Source organism: Catellatospora sichuanensis (genome assembly GCF_007483665.1).
Taxonomy (GTDB): Bacteria; Actinomycetota; Actinomycetes; order Mycobacteriales; family Micromonosporaceae; genus Catellatospora; species Catellatospora sichuanensis.
In genome coordinates this window covers 29,318-47,655 of sequence record NZ_VIQO01000026.1, presented here as the reverse complement: position 1 = coordinate 47,655, position 18,338 = coordinate 29,318, and the positions used below count along the sequence as shown (strand labels likewise).

14 protein-coding genes are annotated in these 18,338 nt (G+C 68.3%); 3 read left to right on the top strand and 11 right to left on the bottom strand.

Annotated features, from left to right (window positions below):
* Positions 1–26: 26 nt before the first annotated feature.
* The 4 genes from trhA to FLL47_RS31935 form a co-directional block, all read right to left on the bottom strand.
* Entirely contained in the window at positions 27–650 is a 624-nt protein-coding gene (gene trhA, locus FLL47_RS31950; RefSeq protein WP_144126511.1) for a PAQR family membrane homeostasis protein TrhA, read from the bottom strand.
* A gap of 47 nt (positions 651–697) precedes the next feature.
* A complete protein-coding gene (locus FLL47_RS31945; protein ID WP_144126132.1) occupies positions 698–1,540 on the bottom strand; it encodes a SigB/SigF/SigG family RNA polymerase sigma factor in 843 nt (280 codons plus the stop codon).
* Positions 1,541–1,913: 373 nt separating this feature from the next.
* Positions 1,914–2,309, bottom strand: coding sequence for a hypothetical protein (locus FLL47_RS31940; protein ID WP_144126129.1), 396 nt, complete (start codon positions 2,307–2,309; stop codon positions 1,914–1,916).
* Between the two features lie 29 nt (positions 2,310–2,338).
* Positions 2,339–4,348 carry a hypothetical protein gene (locus tag FLL47_RS31935; RefSeq protein ID WP_144126510.1) on the bottom strand — a complete coding sequence of 670 codons (2,010 nt, stop codon included), beginning with the start codon at positions 4,346–4,348 and terminating at the stop codon, positions 2,339–2,341.
* Positions 4,349–4,832: 484 nt separating this feature from the next.
* On the opposite strand from FLL47_RS31935, the gene mraY reads away from it, so the two are divergent.
* Positions 4,833–5,945, top strand: coding sequence for a phospho-N-acetylmuramoyl-pentapeptide-transferase (gene mraY / locus FLL47_RS31930; RefSeq protein WP_144126126.1), 1,113 nt, complete (start codon positions 4,833–4,835; stop codon positions 5,943–5,945).
* Between the two features lie 91 nt (positions 5,946–6,036).
* Here mraY and FLL47_RS31925 read toward each other — a convergent pair whose 3' ends face one another.
* The 4 genes from FLL47_RS31925 to FLL47_RS31915 all read right to left on the bottom strand — a co-directional run bounded on the left by FLL47_RS31925 (position 6,037) and on the right by FLL47_RS31915 (position 13,040).
* Positions 6,037–8,016, bottom strand: a complete 1,980-nt coding sequence (locus FLL47_RS31925; RefSeq protein WP_144126123.1) for a HEAT repeat domain-containing protein — start codon at positions 8,014–8,016, stop codon at positions 6,037–6,039.
* Between the two features lie 147 nt (positions 8,017–8,163).
* On the bottom strand, positions 8,164–8,325 hold the full coding sequence (locus FLL47_RS43215; protein WP_186316029.1) for a hypothetical protein: 162 nt from the start codon (positions 8,323–8,325) through the stop codon (positions 8,164–8,166).
* Between the two features lie 265 nt (positions 8,326–8,590).
* Positions 8,591–11,200: a glycoside hydrolase family 97 protein gene (locus tag FLL47_RS31920; protein WP_144126120.1), complete on the bottom strand. Its 2,610-nt coding sequence runs from the start codon at positions 11,198–11,200 to the stop codon at positions 8,591–8,593.
* 361 nt (positions 11,201–11,561) lie between these two features.
* Entirely contained in the window at positions 11,562–13,040 is a 1,479-nt protein-coding gene (locus tag FLL47_RS31915; RefSeq protein WP_144126117.1) for a tetratricopeptide repeat protein, read from the bottom strand.
* Between the two features lie 209 nt (positions 13,041–13,249).
* On the opposite strand from FLL47_RS31915, the gene FLL47_RS31910 reads away from it, so the two are divergent.
* Together FLL47_RS31910 and FLL47_RS31905 are read left to right on the top strand one after the other, a co-directional pair.
* Complete coding sequence (locus FLL47_RS31910; RefSeq protein WP_144126114.1) at positions 13,250–15,418, top strand: hypothetical protein; 2,169 nt, start codon at positions 13,250–13,252, stop codon at positions 15,416–15,418.
* A gap of 133 nt (positions 15,419–15,551) precedes the next feature.
* Entirely contained in the window at positions 15,552–15,836 is a 285-nt protein-coding gene (locus tag FLL47_RS31905) for a hypothetical protein (protein WP_144126111.1), read from the top strand.
* Positions 15,837–15,968: 132 nt separating this feature from the next.
* Here FLL47_RS31905 and FLL47_RS31900 read toward each other — a convergent pair whose 3' ends face one another.
* From FLL47_RS31900 to FLL47_RS31895, 3 genes are all read right to left on the bottom strand, one after another.
* Positions 15,969–16,949, bottom strand: a complete 981-nt coding sequence (locus FLL47_RS31900; RefSeq protein ID WP_186316028.1) for a YihY/virulence factor BrkB family protein — start codon at positions 16,947–16,949, stop codon at positions 15,969–15,971.
* A gap of 223 nt (positions 16,950–17,172) precedes the next feature.
* Positions 17,173–17,319: a hypothetical protein gene (locus FLL47_RS43210; protein WP_186316027.1), complete on the bottom strand. Its 147-nt coding sequence runs from the start codon at positions 17,317–17,319 to the stop codon at positions 17,173–17,175.
* A 95-nt stretch (positions 17,320–17,414) separates the two neighbouring features.
* The gene (locus FLL47_RS31895) at positions 17,415–18,320 is read right to left on the bottom strand and encodes an alpha/beta fold hydrolase (protein ID WP_186316026.1); all 906 of its coding nucleotides are present in this window, start codon (positions 18,318–18,320) and stop codon (positions 17,415–17,417) included.
* Positions 18,321–18,338: the final 18 nt, after the last annotated feature.

Sequence of the window (18,338 nt, the reverse complement as noted above, 5' to 3'; positions counted from 1 at the left end):
CGCGATCCGCCGACCTGCGAGCTGTCTCAGGCGTACACGGCGAGGTAGATCGCGATGTGGTGGCTGAGCGCGGCGACCAGCGTGCAGGCGTGGAACACTTCGTGGTGGCCGAACACCGCAGGCCAGGGGTCCGGTCGGTGCAGTGCGAACAGGACTGCGCCGACGCTGTAGGCGATGCCGCCCAGAGCCAGCATGACCAGCGCGACCATTCCGCCCACGTGCGCGACCTCGGGCAGGATCACGACCGCCGCCCAGCCGAGAGCCAGATACAACGGCGCTGTCACCGAGCGGGGCGCGTGTGGCCAGATCATCGACACCATGACGCCGGCCAACGCACCGGTCCATACCGTCGACAGCATCACCGTCGCCTTGGTCTGGCTGAGCAGCAGTACGCACAGTGGCGTGTACGTGCCGGCGATGAAAACGAAGATCATCGCATGGTCGAGTCGGCGCATGAGCTGGTAGCCCCGCTCGCTCCAGACCCGGCGGTGGTAGAGCCCGCTGACGGCGAACAGCGCGCAGACGGTGACGCTGTAGATCGCGGTGCTGACGGCCGGTGCGAGACCCGGCCGGGTGGCGGCAACACCGACCATGACCACGCCGCAGACGGCGGCGACGAAAAAGCCGTACGCGTGCAGCCGGCCGCGCATCCGCGGCTGGCCGAAATCGGCCAGAGCGGGTCGACGTGCGGTGAGGGTCACGCCATCTGCCGCAACCGCGACAGGCAGCGGGCCAGCAGCCGTGAGATGTGCATCTGTGAGACTCCCAGTTGCGCAGCGATCTCTGACTGGGTCAACTCGTGCTCGAAGCGCATGACGATGATCCGCCGGTCGCGCACCGACAGGCGGGCCAGTCGCCGCTGCAGCAGCATCCGGTTCTCCACGGTCCCGAGGCCGGGGTCGCACGCCCCGAACGAGTCCGACAGCTGCTCGTCGCCGTCGGGTCGGGTGTTGTCCAGCGACAGCAGCCGGTAGGCCTGGCTGGCCTGCCGGGCGACGCCCAACTCGCGCCCGCTCACCGCAAGGCGTTCGGCCAGCTGCGCAGAGTTCGGCGAGCCCTGCAGATCGCGGGTCAGCTCGTCGGTCACCACGGCGAGCTGAAGGTAGAGCTCCTGCACGCGGCGCGGCACCCGCACGTCCCAGGTGTTGTCGCGGAAATGCCGCACGATCTCGCCCACGATGGTAGGGGCCGCGTAGCCGACGAAGGGAACGCCGCGAGTGATGTCAAATCGGTCGACTGCCTTGATCAGCCCGATGACCGCCGCCTGCGTGACGTCGTCAAGGGGTTCGCCGCGGCGGGTGAACCGCCGGGCCAGGTGGCCGGTCATGGGCAGGTACCACTCGATCGCCCTGGCCCGCGTGCCAGCCCGTCGCGGGTCGTCGGCCGGCAGGGCGTGCAGCAGGACGAGCAGCGGATCGGCTTCGCTCGGCCAGTCGGCGGTGATGTCAACGGGCTTGCCGCGCCCCGGGCGAGGCTGCCAGCGGTCGGGCTGCTCGGGCGGCGAGATCGGTGCGGTGGTGACACGCACGGATGTGCTCATGCCGACCCTCCAACGGTTGGCGAATCCGGACTAGCGGAACCGCCACCGAGGACCGGGGTGACACGGCGACCGTACCTCTAGGGGCTCCTCACCGCAACTATCCGACTTCTTCGATATGTGGTCGAAGGGCTGGCGGCGGCCAACGCCTCGGCTTCAGAAACCATCTCTGTCGGACTATTCCGTCCGGCCGACGAAGCGGGTTGCACCGACCGGCGGGGCTCCCGACTGCCCGCCATGATCGTCGAATGTACTCGACTCGCGATGGCTTCGCCGAGAAGTAGCCGTGGGTTTCGGCGTGGTCACGCAAGACTTGCAGGGCGGCGTACTTCTCGGCGATGTGCTGGCCTGCCGGCAGACGTTGATTGTCGGCGGGCTACAGGTTGTCGATTCGGGCAAGCAGTTCTGCCTCGGTCAGGTTTTCCAGGACCGCGTCCTGCTTGCGCCCGAGGACTGCAATCAGCTTTTCCTTCTCCAGTTTCTTGGCTGCCGCTGCCTTCGCCACCTGGTCCTCCGCGAGGCGGATCGCGATGACGTGCTTGACGACCTCCAACTTGGTCTCCAAGGTTGCCTTGGCCGGATTGGCCTCGGTGGCCACGAACGACTCGGTGTCGATGGCCTTGAGCTCGGCGTTGACGGCCTTGGCCACGTCATCGAGGCTGAAGCCGGACTTGGCGGTCAGCGGAAGCTCCCACAGCTGTTCCGTGGTCAGCAGGCCCTTGGCCGACGGGTAGCGGAACTTCTCCCGCGTGGCTATTTCAAAAATGGTCATGGTGGCCTCTCGGATGTCCGGGTAGGGAATCAGAACTGGATGCTGATGAGGTGGCGCCGACCGCCGGTCATGGTCACCTTGGCGACCACAGAGTTGCGGACCGTGGAGCTGAAGCCGAGGCCGGACAGCTGATCCGGGGACGGCTCGCACTTGGTGCGGTCGCCGAGAACCTCGAACACCTTGCGGTGCGGTTGCAGGTCGCCGCGGAGGAACTCGTTGTAGATTCCTCGGGTCGGCTGGTCGTTCACGCACCCTTTCAGGATGAAGAAGTAGTGGCGGTTGCCGACCTCGCTGTCGTCGAAGTGGTTCGGCGAGTACATGATGGTGGACACCGGCACGAACTGTTCGGTGGTGATGCCCCAGAGGTCCTTGCCGGCGCTGCCCCGCTGCATGTCCTTACCCGGCCGGAAAGCCGTGATCACTTCGTCGACGACCGTCATCCGGCCCACCTCGACGGTGTCCTTGTGACCGACCGCACGCTCGTGGCTGTATTGCTCGATCTTCCCGTTGCTCTCGGTCTCGATCACGAAGCCGACATCGGTGCTTTCCCGCTTGTTGTACTGGTTCACCTCGATCCGGTACTCGCCGTCGGGGATGTGGCCGGTCCAGGTGATGTTCTCCACCGGCTCGCGTGAGAACGCCCCGCCCGCGTTCATGTCGACGTCCAGTTTGTTGCGCTTGTCCCTGTACCAGATGTGGACCCCGTTGGGTTCGAAAACGTGCAGGTCGAGGTCGTCGTGGTTGGACCAGGACAGGCTCACCCGCAGCTTGCCGGTGACGTTGCCCCCGGCCCGCTTGACCTTTTCCTTGATCGAGTCGGTGACGTTGCCGCGGTAGGACCATGCGAAATCGTTGTCCCAGGTGAACAGCCGCGGGGCGGCCGGGTGCCGGCCGGTGGTGAGACTGACGAAGTGCGGTTCGTGGCTGTTGGCGACCCACAGGTCGATGGTCGCGGCGCCGGGCAGGATGTCTTTCATGAAGGTGACCACGGGAATCTCCTCCGGCTTCGCGTCACGAAGGCGCGCACCTGCGGACCTGGTGGTGGCCGCCTGCATGAGCAGCCCTTCGATGCCGTCCTTCATCCGCGCCTGTGTGTCGTTGTCGACCCACAGCACGTTGGTGACCGACACGTCGGACAGCCGGGCGAACCGGCGCTGCAACGACTCCTCGATGCCCAACTCGTCGATGGTCTTCATGGCGGCCTTGACCATGGCCGGGGTGATCAACGCCTTGGGGCGCTGGTAATTCTGTGGTGCCACCTTCGCCTCGAACGACCGGACCGCCTGCTCCAGGTCGACGCCCGCGGAAAGATCCTGGACGAGGGTGCCGATCACCGTGTTGCGGAATCGGGCCGCCGGGTTCATGGCGTTGGCGAAGATGAAGGCCCGGCCATCGGCCGCCTGCGTCCACCGGTTCTGCAGCGACCGGAACTCGGTCACCGCCCGGCGATGCTCGGTGCCGCGGTAGAGCGCATTGTCGTCGATGAGGTCGACGACGGTGTCCAGAGCATGCAGGGTCAGTTCGGCCAGGCCACGCTGGAACACCTGCACCGCGGCGTCGAAGGTGCCCCGTGCCGCGCCGACGTCCTTGATGCGGTGCCGCTTCTCCACCCGGCCGTGCAGGTGGTCCCACACCTCGACCTGGCCGTCGCGCAGCGACCGGGTCGTCCTCGTCCCGTACTGCGCCTCGGTGGACCGGAAAACGCCGGACAACGGCAGCGAGCGGACGAATTCGTCCATTGCGGCGGCGACGACGGAGAAGACCGGGTCGGATGCCGACACCCCGGACCAGACGGTGCTTATCTGTCCGTCGTGGATCTCGACGACGTTGCCGAAGTTCTTGACGAAGCCGCGGCAGGTCGAGCAGTCGTACTCGGACCGCTCACGGAACCGGAGATTGGTGCCGGCGGGGAAGGAATCGAGAAAGGTGAGCCAGAGTGAGTCCCGGTCAAGACCGTCGCCGACGACGTACAACTCGCCCTTGGACATCGCGGCCAGACGTGCAGTTACATCCGTCACGAACTGTTGGAAATCGCCCACCATGTCATCTCCCTTGATCACCGGAGATCCTATGGGGCACACGCCATCGGAGAAACGCATTTCCGGTCGTCGCACGGTCACGGACGGGCGCCCGTGGCCGGCGGTCAGTCGACCGGATCCGCGTACGACGGTGGGGTGCCGAGCCAGCGCCCGGCACATTCGGCGAACCGTGACGGCAGCTCGACGTTTCTGTGCGGCGGTCAGCCGATGCGGTCCCCGCCGGTGCTTATGGTGCCTAGGAACGGCGTGGCGGGGCTGCGGCGGACGACCGACGGTGACCACCGACCCGCGGTGGCGCCCCATCCAGCACCGCCGCCCCCCGCTGATTTCGTTGAGCCGTTATTCTGCCGCTCGGCCGAGTCGAGAACTCGGGGGTGCGTGCGGATGGGGTGGTGCTGGTGATGGGCTCGCGATACCGGGCATGGCAGATCGCGGACTCACCACAGCGCCCTGGCTCAGCCGCTGCGCACGGCGGTGTACGTCCGTGAGAGCCGTGATCGTCGCGGCGGCGGTGGCGTTCGTGCTGTCGCTGCTTGGCACACCTCTACTCGCCAAGGCTCTGCACCGGCTGAAGGCCGGCCAGCCCATCAGGGATGAGCTGGCTCTCAAATCCAACGAAGGCAAGCGTGGTACGCCGGGGATGGGTGGACTGGCGTTCATCCTGGCCACGGTCGTCGCGTACATGGCTGGGCACTTTGCGCTTCTCGGGCTGCCAGAGGCCCAGATGGGCCAGGTCAGTCCGACCGTCACCGGTCTCGTGCTGTTGGGCGTGTTCGTCTTCTGCGGCGCGATCGGTTTCATCGACGACTACATGAAGGTGGCCGGAAAGAGTAGCGCCGGGCTGAGCGCAAAGGGCAAGCTGCTCGGCCAGCTGCTGGTGGGCACCATCTTCGGGATTATTGCGATGTACTACCCGTCATCCAACGGGGAGACGGTCGGCTCCACCAAGATATCGTTCGTAAAAGATATTTCGTGGCTCGACATCACCAAAATCGGCGCGGTCGTTCTGTTCGTGCTGATGGTGATGTTCATGAGTAACGCGGTCAACCTGGCCGACGGTATGGACGGTCTGGCCACCGGCGCGTCGGTCCTGGTCGCCGGCGCGTACGCGATCATCGGCTACTGGCAGTATCAGCACTGGTGTGCCGACACCACGGGCTATGCGGCCAACCCGGACGCCTACTGTTACTCGGTCCGCGATCCGCTCGAAGTGGCGATGATCGCCGCTGCCATCTCCGCGGCATGCCTGGGCTTCCTCTGGTCGAACACCTCGCCTGCGAAGATCTTCATGGGGGACGCCGGCGCGCTTGGCCTCGGCGGGCTGATGGCCGCCTTTGCCATGGCCACACGCACCAGTATATTGCTGCTGATCATTGCGTTCCTGTTCGCGATGAGCTTGATGTCCGTGGTCATCCAGGTCATCTCTTTCCGCACGACCGGCAAGCGGGTCTTCCGGATGTCGCCGATTCATTATCACTTCGAACTCGGCGGCTGGACAGAAGTCAACATCGTCGTGCGATTCTGGATCGTCGCTGCGTCGGGTGTCGCCATCGGCCTCGGTCTGTTCTACGGCGACTTCCTTCAGAACATGCCGTGACAAGTGCCGCGACAGCAGAGCAGCCGGTACGGCGATTCATGCGAGCGTCATACCGGACCAGCCGGGAAGCCTCCAAGACCCCTTCGCATCGTCACGGACAGCCGTCGGCTCTTCCCTGACGGGGCACGAGCAGGCGAGCGGCAGCGGTTCGGAGGTCTTCATCTTCGGTGAAGGCGCGCCACCCGCCGAAGTATGCAATCCGCCGCGGGTTGTCGAGCACGGCCTGTGCGATGCCGGTCGCGAGTTCAATCGTCGTACCGATCGCGGCGAGATAGCGCATTGCTGCCAGCCGGACCGGAAGGCCGGTGCCTTCGGCGAGCGGTCGCGCCACGTCGGTCAGGACAGCCGCCGGCCCGCCCGGGTCGCCGCTGACGCGCCACAGCGTGTGAGCCGCCTCGACGCGTGCCCAATCGTCGCCGGCGTGCATCACCTGCCGCAGGAGGTCGGTACACGAGGCAGCCTCGGAGCCCAGGTCTGCCAGCAGGCGGATTCCGTGGTGTTGTCCGCGATGCTCCACCACGTGGCGCACCAGCATGTCCTTGCCGAGTTCCAGGTCGGCGCCCGTTCGCCACAGTGCCCATGCGGCGTCGGGCTCACCGGATCTGCGCCGCAGGGTGCCGGCGAAGGCGGCACCGGCCGGGCCGATTCCGCCGAGGGCACGGGCGGCCGTGCCGAACAGGTGTTTGTCCCCCGTTTCCAGTAGCGGTGCGACGGCGGGCAGGGCCGCTTCAGCCGACGGACCCCACTGCTCGATCACCCTGCACAGGCTTGACGCCAACGCCTTGTCGTCACGGGCGGCGGCCAGGCGGGTAGCGACGGCGCCGATGAGGATTTCGGTGTGTTCGTGCAGCGGGATGAGTACCTCGTCGATGCCGGGCTGCCAGAGCACGAACGCGTCGCGGCCGAAGTGGCTTGCGGCGGTGTCGAAGCCGAGCCGTCGGCTGGTCAGCCGCTCGATGAGTCCTGGCAGGCAGCGCGGGTCGTGCTGGCGTGCCAGCGCCCACACGGCTGCATCGCCGACGGTGACCTGCTTTCGGGAGTCGCGCAGTGCCGAGTCGGCGGCAAGCGTGGCGAGCTGGTCGGCGAAGGCGGTGGCCTCGGTGCCGAGGCAGGCGAGCAGGTACGCCGCGCGGTAGCGGACCTCGGATGCGGCATGGTCGAGGTGATCGGCAAGGAAGGGGAGGATCGCGCCGGTGACGGTACGCCATTCGGTGAGGACCCGCCCGGCCTCATCCATGGTCGCGACAAGCTGGTCGGTGTCGCCACCGCGGCTGATGCCGATGGTGTATGCCGTTGCAGCGACCGGGTCCGGGCGCATCAGCGCGCCGGTGCTGTGAATGATCGTGGACCGGTTGCCGCCGATCCATGCCGACTCCTGCCAGCCTGCCGCGTCGTCGTGCAAGACGGCTCGTACCAGCGTATCCACGTGCGACACGGCGGCACCGGGCTCGGATCCGGTCAGCGCGTGCACCGCAGCCAGGCGGATCTGCAGGTCGTCGTGGGTGAGCAGCGGCAACAGTGCTGCCCGCAGCGGTTCGTCCGCTGGCTGCCGCGCGCATACGACGCCGAGCGCCAGGACGAGGTCCCAGCGGGTCACCCGGTCCGTCTCGACCTCCCACCGCCGGCGCAGCGCCCGTACCGCATCGGGGTGGCGGATGCCGTCTGCGACCAGGAGCGTGGCCTCCCTGCGTACCCGCGGATCCGGATCATCCAGGAGAGCGAGGATCCTTGGCCTCGCGGTGTCCAGCGCCGGCTGCCACCCGGCGTCCAGGAAGCGCCGTTCGACGGTGGTGGCTTCGCGGGCGAGCCTGCCGATCAGCTCGACGATCTCGTGCCGGTGGTGTCTGGCCGTCCCGCAGGCCAGATCGAGCAGGAACGGCAGCGCTGCGGAGGCCGCCGGGCATATCCAGCCGCCCTGGTGGTAGAGCAGGTTGTATACCTCGCCCAGCGCATCGCCGGCCGCAGCCGCGTCCTGGTCTGCGCACGCACGCAGGTGCTGCGGGATGTCGGCGGCGTCGCCGTAGTTGTGCTCCAGCTCCGACCAGGCGATCCGGTCCATCGCATCCTGCATGAGCGGAGACTGTAGACGAGGAGGTCCGCTGATGGGCAGGACATCGGAACCTCGTCGTGGGTATCACCTGGCATGAAGTCCGACCTGTCGGGCGCGGCTGCCGCGCTGACCGGGACCGGCCGCGGAACGCGGCCGGTCCCATGCGGGTCACTTCATCCACACGTTGTAGTCGAAGGCCACCTCCGGTGCCTTGGGGTCGCGTTCCATCCGCACCTTCAGGGTGGCGTCGCGCTTCGACGTGATCGTGATCGTGATCTGAGAGGGCTTGTCGGAGCAGCGCACTGTTCTGGTGCTGCCGGCGTCGGCCATCTGGAGCGTTACCTTGATCGTGCCGGTGCCGGCACATGTCAGGCGGACGGCGTGTGCTCAGGAGCGCGGAGGATACCGTGCGCAGGCGTTGCCGAGCCTGCCTCGGCCGCCTTCATCGAGGTGCCATCCCTGTCCATCCGATCCGTCATGCCGACCCCGTCAGGCCGGACGGGGACAACACGACATCCCCACTCCCCAGGTTGCGCATCGACCGAATTTTCGTCGGCCGAATTCCTGGGACCGCGGGCGGCAGGTGCTCGGACCGTCAGGCGCGGTTCCACTTCTGGTTGTCGCCGGGCCCGCAGGGCCAGAGGATCAGCTGGGTGCCGTTGGCCGTGCCGTTGTCGTAGGCGTCCAGGCACTTGCCTGAGCCGACGCCGACGACCCAGCCGTTGGACCGGACCCGCCACTGCTGCCCGGTCGAGCCGTTGCAGTCGAAGATCTGCACGGCCGTCCCGTCGGCGGTGGCGCCGCCGGCTACCGCCAGACACTTGCCGTCGAAGACCCGCAGCTGGTTGCCGGGGGTCGAGGTCCAGGTCTGGTTCATGGCGCGGTGGCAGTCGAACAGCGCGGGCCGGGTGCCGTTGGCCTGGTTGCTGTTGGGCACGTCCACGCAGCGTCCCGACGCGGCGCCCTTGAGGAAGGCGGGTGTGCTGTTGCGGTGCCACTTCTGGTTCGGGCCGCCGTTGCAGGTCCAGACGATCAGGGCGGTGCCGTTGGCCGTGCCGTTGGCGTACGCGTCGAGGCACTTGCCGGAGGCCGCGTTGACGACGGAGCCGTCGCCGTTGACCGTCCACTGCCGGGTGGTGGCCGTGGTGCAGTCGTTGATCTGCACGGCGGAGCCGTCGGTGCTTCCGGCTGCGGTCAGGCACTTGGTGCCGTAGACGAGCAGCTGCCCGGCCGGGTTGACCGTCCACCGCTGGTTGGCGCCGCCGTGGCAGTCCCACAGTGCGACGGCCGTGCCGTTGGTCTGGCTGTTGTTGGGGACGTCGGCGCAGATGCCGGACTCCTGGCCCTTGAGGATGCCGCCCGGATCGCCGGTGCCGCAGCTCAGCATCCCGGCGGTGTACGGGCAGAGCACGGTGGCGAAGCCGCCCCGGGTCGCCAGCGGCACGGACAGGGTGGCCGAGCTCGTGACGATCCTGATCTCGCGGAGCAGACCGCCGGAGCCGTCGCGGACGGTCTCGGCGAGCCACTGGCCGGTGCCGAGGAAGGCGAGCGGGGTTTGGAACGTCTTCGCGGCGAGGGCGGAGATGCCGCCGACATACCACTTCGTGCCGTTGCGCCGGGCGACGTAGGCCTCCCGGTTGGGGCGGCCGCCGAGCAGCCGGGTCTCGTCCCAGGCCGCGGGGAGTTGGTTGAGGATACGCAGCGCCTCGGGTCGGGCCTCGTAGCTGGCCGGGTTGTCGGCGTCGTGCTGCCAGCCGGATTCGAAGACGACAGCGGTCGCCAGCTCGTGGGCGTCGGTGGTGTCGCGGTTGACGCTGAAGGTGACCGGGGTGAAGTCCATGCTGGCGATGACGTTGCGGGTGAAGGGGAGCATCGTGTTGAGGGCGGCCCGGTTCTGCTGCTGCTCGGCGCCGAAGACCGCCTCCGCCGTCATGACGTGGGGCCAGGTGCGCTGCATGCCGCGCGGGGTGGCGCTGCCGTGGAAGTTGGCCATCAGCTTCAGCTCGGCCGTGCGGGCGAGTACGGCGTCGTACCACTTCAGGGTGGGCTGGGTGAACTGGTAGCTGAAGTCGATCTTCACGCCCGCGACGCCCCAGCTCTTGACCAGCGGCAGCCATGCCTCGCGCTGCTGGGCGGTCTGGAGGTCGGCCGAGTTGAACCAGACGATCACCCCTACCCCCCGGTCCCGGGCATAGGTGACCACTCCCGGCAGCCAGCTCGACTGCCAGCCCTCGTCGATGAGGACGTAGCCCCAGCCGTTGCGCTGGGCGAAGTCGATGTACTGCCGCTGCCGGGCCGCGTCGGACGGGCTGGCGTGTTCGGTCAGCCAGGACCAGGCCACCGTGCCGGGCCTGACCCACGAGGTGTCGGCGAACCTGGCCGGAGCCGAGAGGTCGTCGACGATGGTCGACTCGGTGACGGTCTTCAGATCGCCGATCGCCGCCGTGCGCCACGGTGTCGCCAGCGGCAGGGTGGCGGTGACCGGAGCCGCGGTGATCGAGGTGGTGTAGGTGCCGGAGCCGGCCTGGTGCGACAGCGCGCTCGACGCGTACCGCCCGTCCAGGTCGGACTCGGCGAGCAGGGCGAAGACACCGCCCACGTCGAAGAGGGCGGGCACGCCGTAGTTGTTGGCCGCGGCGCCACCGGCCGTCGTCTCGAACCAGACCCCCTGGTCCTCGATGTTCGGCGGGACCAGCCAGGCCGGTGCCGAGGCGGGCAGGGCCCAGGACGAGGCCTCCCGGCGTACGGTGACCGGGCCGCTGCCCGGCAGGACGTAGCGGTAGGCGGCCCCGGCGTCGGAGACGCGCACCACGACGTCGAGCCGGGCGCCGGCCGTGCCCGTGAACGACAGCGTCGTCTGGGTGTAGGTGGTCTGCCGGCTGCGCTTCTTGCCGGTCGGCATCGTGTAGGACTCGGTGACCGACTGGTCGGCGCGGGCGGTGAAGACCAGGTTGCGGGTGAGGTCTGCGGTGGCGGTCTCGATGCCGATGGGCGAGGGCAGCAGCACGGCGCTGCCCCGGCTCGACGCGCCGAAGGTGAGTGCGCCGCTGTCGAGCGTGACCTGGGCGGAGATCACGCCGGACGGCCCGGTGACCGTCCAGGTGACGGCGGCCGCCGCGGCAGCGGGAGTGAGAGCGACCACGGTCGCGCTCGCGGCCAGGGCGGTGAGGAGCGTGATGCACGCGCGGAGTCTGCGGCGGATCATGCCGTCTCCTTCAGAGGCGATGACGGGTCACACGTCCGCCGAGACGTGCGTTCTGGTGCGCCCTCAGAAGAAGCGCGTCTGATTTCATCACAACCCGACAATATTGAACAAGTCCCATCTTTGAATTCCTGATGGCCGGGACGGGGCGCCGGGTGGCGAGGGCAGCGCGGTCACGCATTCGTGCGCCCAGAGGGCCGACGGAGCCATCGCGCGATGGCTGACGGCGGGCAGCACGGTATTCCGCGAGCGGGTCCCAGCGGCGACGTCCCGCGGGGGTGTGCCTGATGACGGGCCGGTTTCGGGGAGACCGCGTTCCCGACGGTCTGCTTCCGGCAGTCTCCCCGAAACCGTCAGGCCGAGGTCAGCCTGCGTATCGAGGGCTTTTCAGGCGGCGGCGGAATTCTGCGTGGGCAGACTGGATCACGCTGTTCAGCCGTTCGAGTTCGTCCTGGGTCGGCTCGCGGCGCAGCTCGACATCGATCTTGAAATCGCCGTCCGCGATCGCGACGTCCAGGCGGGCGAGCAGGTCAGCAGGCAGTCTGCCGGCGACGAAGTCGCGGAACGCTTCCGTGATCGTCGTCTCCATGTCGCCGCAGCCGCAGGTGCGGCCGTCCAGGACCGCGCCGAGGTGGCTGCGGCCTATCATCGCGTCGGGGTGCACGGGGTCCAGGACGGACAGTCCCTCCTCCAGGATCGTTCGCGCCTGCTCCAGGCGTCCCTCGTGCTGGAGGAACAGGCCGAGGGCCACATCCGCCCGGCCGAGCGTCTCACCGTCGCCGCCCTGCCGGGCCTGTGCCACCGCCTCGCCCAGCCGTTGCTCGGCCAGGTGTGTCTGCCCGGCCTCGCGCAGGGCCAGGCCCCAGTTGCGCAGCACCTGGCTCGCGAGCTCCGGACTGCCGATGCGCTCGGCCCGGGAGTACGCCGACGCGTACGTGTGCAGCGCCGCGTCCTTCTCGCCCACCTCGCTCTGCGCCATCGCCAGCCCGAGGGCCGCCATGAGCGCCTGCTCGGCCAGGCCCTGACGGTCGTAGGAGGCGAGGACCCGCTGGATCGCGTCGACGCGCCCGGCGTTGTCGCCGCGGTCGCGTCCGCTGTTGGCGAGCATGGACAGTGCGTTGAGGGTCGCCTGGTGGTCCGCGCCGAGTCGCGCCTCCAGCGTGGTGACCAGGGCCTTCAGGACGGTCGGGAAGGTCGCCGGGTCGCCCTGGCCCTGCCGGTTCAGTACGGCCTGCGCCACCTGCTCGATGAGCGGGTCCGGCAGCTGGTCCATCGGGGGGAACAGCGGGTCCCCGGTGGCTCCGGCCGCCACGACCTCGGCGCGCAGCGCCAGCGCGGACGCGACGTGCGGGTGGCCGTTGCGCCAGAGGTTGTCGACCGTCTCCTCGACGACCTGGCGGGCCTGCCGAACGTCGCCACGTTGGAGCAGCACGTCGGCCAGCGGTTCGAGGCCGAACGCGTATCCGGCGTGCCCGCGGCCGTAGAAGGTCAAACGGTCCTGGGCGCCGCGGCGGAGTTCCTCCTCGGACTCGTCGAGCCGTCCGGCCATCCGCAGGGCCAGGCCCAGGTTGAGCCGGTACGTCAGGTGTTCCTTGCGGAACTGCGGGTCGTCGGTGGACGCGGCGGTCGCGTTGCGGTAGCACTCGATCGCACGGTTGATCTGATCGGCGTTCAGCAGCACGTTTCCGAGGTCGCACTGGGTCGAGGCCCAGGCCGGGCTGCCGTGACCGTGCTTCGCGGTGACCGCTTGCAGTTCACGCGCCATGAGTTCTTCGGCTTCTCCCAGGCGGCCCTGCTGCAACAGGGAGAAGGCCGCCTCGATCGGGGTGGGGGGTGACGTCACGTCGCGGGAGTCTAGGTGCCGGGAACGACACCGTGGGGGCAAGATCAGTCGCGACGGCCCGCACCGACGCGTCCGGCATCACATGCAGTCAACTCCGGAATGACGTTCCGGTTCTGCACAGCGGCATCGGAAACCGTCAAACCCTCTGCAGTAATATCCGGGGACGTGTCCGGGCCGGCAGCCCTGGAGATTTCCTGGAGAAAGCTTCAATGACAGTGTTCGGGGACCTGACCGGCGATAATCCCAACGATCCGGCGCGAAGTGTCGCGATTGCCCTGCGCGGATCGGCATTGATGGACGCTCGGCCCGGTAGCCGACTGCTGGCCGACGCTGTCAAACACTTCGATGTGCTTCCACACCTGGCCGTTGTGTCCGATGGACACCTCTGGGTGTGGCATTTCATCTACCACCGCGATGTCGATGAGGCGCAGGAACAATTTCAGGCGGTACTCGCTTCGATCGAGCAGGACGAGAAGTGGGCTCAGTTGGGAATCAAGCCCTGCGCTGGACCCGGTTTCGAGACCCTCGGACTGCCCAGAAAGATGCGGGGAAGCAATGTCGCGGACCCGCGACAGCTCGTCAAGGTCCGTGACAGCGCTGTTCCCGGAGTTCAGCAGTACAGATGCTCGGACCAGCGCTCGAAAAGCAAGAAGGCACGTCGTTACGGAGCCGTAGCCGCCGATGCGATTTGGGGCATGAGCGATGCGCGTCAAAGTAACCGCGCGGTCAAACTGCACCGTGACGCCGCAGACCGGGTGGCCTTCGTACACCCGCCGGCCGCGTTCTTCTCCAGCGGCCCGACGCCGACAGAGGTGACCGCCGACCTGCTCCTCAGCGCGGTCGCCGGACTGCAGGACCAGCACGCTCAGGTGAGCCTGCTCGAAGACCTGCTGCCGTACCTTCACGGCTTCCAGGTGCAGCAGGTTCTCGACCTGATCCCCGTCCTGGACGAGCACCCACGCGGCCGCCTCATCTGCGCACTTGCGGAAGTGCCACTGTCAGCGGCACAAGTCGGGATCGTCTTCGACGCGATCATCACCGACGAAGACCTGAGCCTCGTCGGCGCCATAGCGACCCTGATGCCCCGGCTCACGCCCGAGCAGCGAGCGATCGCCGTACCGGCCGCCACCACCTGGATTGCCGACGCGTGGGGGCTGACCGACGACCTGCTCCAGAGGCTCGCGCCGCACCTGAGCGCCCCCGAACTCGCCGTCACGCTCGACCGGATCAGAGCAGCGATCAAACCCGCCGAACGCACCGGAATGCTGATCCTGGCCGCACCGCACCTGACCGCCGAACAGCGTGACGGCGTATTGGACGACGCCATCGCCCCCACCGACGCCAACATCGTCGCCGCGCACCTCGGCAGGCTCGCGCCACACCTCGACCGACAACAACTGGTCCGTGCGCTGAACGCCGTCTGCCGGCTCACCGACTGCGGCGGTCGTGCCCGTGCACTGGCCGCGCTGATCCCGCACCTGCCCGACGAAGAGCGGGCGAGTGCCGTCCGCGCCGCCCTGTCCGCCGTCGAAGACGCCGACCCCGACGACCTGATCAGCAACATCGCACTGCACGACCTACTCCCTCACCTGCGGCCCGAACAGCTGGACAAGGTCGTGGACACACTGCAGGCGACTGATGATCCCTGGCGACGGGAGCTGCTCGCGCCGTATCTGCAGCCGGAACAGCAGCAGCAAGTCCTGGAAGTCGCCGGCCGCGCCTGCGCCACCGACCCGTTCCGGTCAATGTCCGTGAGCATCTCGCACCTGCCTGCCGACCAGCAGCGATCCAGCATCGACCGGGCGCTCGCGACGCTGCGTACGCATCGTGGCCTGCTGCTGCCCGAAGACCTCATGCGGATCGCGCCGGCCATGACCGCCGGGCAGATCGACACGCTCCTGGAGATCCTCTCCCGGCGCGACGACCGGGCACGAATCGTCGTCGGACTGAGCGCGTTCCTCAACCACGACCAGCTCGACCGAGTCCTGGCGACATTCCTCCACGACGCCGACGAGCACCCCGACGTCCTCACCACCCTCATCCCACACCTCGACGGCGAGCAGCAGCAGGCCGCGCTGTCGGCGCTCATCGCCATCGACGATCCCGCACGGCGCTGCGAACACCTGGCGCGCGCCGCCGAACTCCTGCCCGCCCCCGTCCGTGCCGCAGCAGTCGCCGCGGCGCTCACGGCGGCAGGCGAAATCGGCAAGCCGAGGCGCAGAGCAGCCGCCTACATCCGATTGTCGGAGCTGGTCGGTCCCGAACGACGCCGTCTGGTGCTCGTGCAGGCGTACCTCGCCGCGATGCGAATCAAGGACGAGTCGGCCAGGATCGTCCAACTGGGCGCTGTGGCCAGTGCCTGCCTGTCGGGCGAGTAGCGACCCGTCACTCGGCAAGTACCGAGCGCGTCGGTTGGTCACCTGCCGTCCGGTCCGTGGCCAAGGTAGCGGCCACGCCGAGCGATACTGAGCCGTGCTCAAGGATCAGGAGTTCGACGCAGCGGTCGCAGCTGTGTCCGGCCGGCTCGCGGCGGGCATCCCGCTGAACGATGTGATCGCCTTCCTGCGCGCGGAGGGTTTCAACGAGATCGGCTCCATCAGGGTGCTCATGCACGCGGCCGACCTGAACCTCGCCGAAGGGAAGCAGGCCATCGACATGAGCCCGGCCTGGCAGGACCGGCGGGAGGCCAACGAAGCTCTCCGCCAGGGTCTCTGGCGAGCGGCCCTGGCCACATCGGAGACCGATGATCCCGACGCGGCACACCGCGGGCCGTCCCCGGGCCATGAGTCCGGGTGAGGCGTGGTCACCCGGGCCACCCGGAACGCGGCTTTGTTCGCGAGTGCGTTCTTGTCGATGTCGCCGCTTTCGTCTGCGGGGACTGCGGGCTGGAACGGCTCCCGGCTCAAAGGTGGCGTGTGTCGAGCGGGTTCAACGTCGGCCTGGGTCGTCGTGGTCGGGGTCCTTCGGCTGTTCGCGAAGCTCGAGATAGGGCTCCTCGCCGGCTGGATGCCCGGTCGTGATGGCGCGCTCGCGATGCAGTTCGGCGTCGAGTTCGGCACCCAGCAGCAGGGCGATGTTGCCGATCCACAGCCAGATCAGGAACACGATGACCCCGGCCAGGCTGCCGTAGATCTTGTTGTAGGAGCCGAAGTTGGCCGCGTACAGCGCGAAGCCGGCCGAGGCGATCAGCCAGATCAGCACGGCGAGCACACTGCCCGGGGTGATCCAGCGCCAACCGCTCTGGCGAGCGTTGGGCGACGCCCAGTACAGCAACGCGAAGATCAGTGCGATCACCCCGAGGACCAGTGGCCATTTCACGATGTCCCACACCTGCACGAAACCGGTGCCCAGGTGCAGGAACTCGCCGGCCTGCCGGGCGACCGGACCGGTGAACACCAGCGCCAGCGCGACCGTGGTGATGGCCAGGCTGGCCACCACGGTGACCCCGAGCCGGACGGGCAGCAGCTTCAGGAACGAGCGGCCCTCGGGCACGTCGTAGATGACGTTGGCGGCGCGCGTGAACGCCGACACGTAGCCGGAGGCCGACCACAGTGCGAGCAGCACGCCGAGCAGGGCGACCAGGCCCGCGGTGCCGGAGCGGCCACGCTGCAGCTCGGCGAGGGCGTTCTCGACCACCTGGCGTACCGCGCCGGGGGCGTATCGGCCGACCTGGTCGACAGCACGCTGGGCGGTGTCCTCGCCGGTGAGCCCGAGCAGCGCGACGAGCACCAGGATGGCGGGGAACAGCGACATGACCGAGCGGTAGGTCAGCGCCGCGGCCCAGTCGCTGAGGTTGTCCGACTGGTACTCCTTTGCGGTGCGTTTGAGCACGTTCTTCCAGTCGCGGCGGCTCAGCTCGGCCGGACCCTCGGGCGGAGTGCCCTCGCCATTCTTCGGTCGCAGAAACACGGTCTCCTCCGGCGGGCTCATACGGGTCCCGGATGCACGGCAGTCGTCCTCCCGCGATCCCTGGGGCGTCGTGGAACGAGCCGGGTCGACCACGCCGTGAGGAGTCACCGACGCCGTCGCCCGACACCCTCGATCATCGGGGCGTACCCGGCTGGCGGTGGTTTGAACCGTGCGCCTGCCTTTCCCTTCAGTTGATCGAGCGCTCCTCGTCGGTCAACGTCATCTACTGCTCCAGCTTGCCGAAAAGCCAGCTCGTCCGCAGCCGCAGCCGCAGCCAGAAGGTCATCGGCGAGCTGTCGACGGTGCCGGGTGGCCCGGATGGCGGTGCGTCGTGGCATACGGGCGACGGGTCTGCCGCAGGAGGTGTCATGCCGGATCTTCCGGGCCCGTGGTGTGCTGCCGCTGAGAAACTGCCGGGAGTTCGGTCAGTGCCGGTCGGACGCGTCAGCAGGAGTCGGTCTGCGCTCAGCGGCAGAGGTCGTCCGCCGCGAGCCCGGCCTGTGCCGTCATGGCGTCGGCCATCGTGGTCCACACGTGTTCGGGCAGGATGTGGCCCATGCGGGGGTAGACGACCGCCTGCGCGCCGGGGATCTGCCGGGCCAGTGCGGCCCCTGCGGACGGTCGGATGAGCGGGTCGTCCGCGCCGTTGATGATCAGGGTCGGTGCGGTGATCTCGCCCAGTCGGCGGCCGGTCGTGCCGAGGTTGAGTCCGGCGGCGGTCTGGCGCTGCGTCGTGCCGGGGTCGCGCGGGGACCGGGCGTGGCTGATCTCCGCCACGGAACGGGCCCACTCCTGCTCGAACGGATGATGTGGGGACGACAGCAGCCGGATCATGTCGACCAGGGTGCTGATCGCGCCCTCGTCGGTGTCGGGGTGCTTGATCCGGGCGAAGCGCGGGAACACGCCGAACTTCACGTACCGCAGCATGTTGATTCTCCCCGGCGGCGCGCCCATGACCGCGGTGACGGTGCGCACCCGCTGCGGGTGCAGGACGGCGGTGGCCAGTGCGAGTCCGCTGCCCAGGGAGGTGCCGCACACGTGGGCGGAGTCCCAGCCGAGGGCGTCCATGACGGCCAGGGCGTCGGCGACCATGTCCGATCCGGTGTAGGCCGGCTTGCTGCTGCCCCGGAACAGCACCCGGAACGGGTTCTCCGGTTCCGGTGAGGAGAAGTGCGTGGACAGCCCGGCATCCCGGTTGTCGAAGCGCGCGACGTGGAAGCCCCGCTCGGCCAGCGCCTGGCAGAGACCGTCCGGCCAGTACACCATCTGGAAGTCCAGGCCCATGATGAGCAGCAGTGGCTCGCCGCCGGGCGCGCCGAACGTCTCGTACGCGAGCTGGACATCGCCGTTGTGCGCCGTCCGTAGGGTCACGGTGGTCTCCCCGCGGTA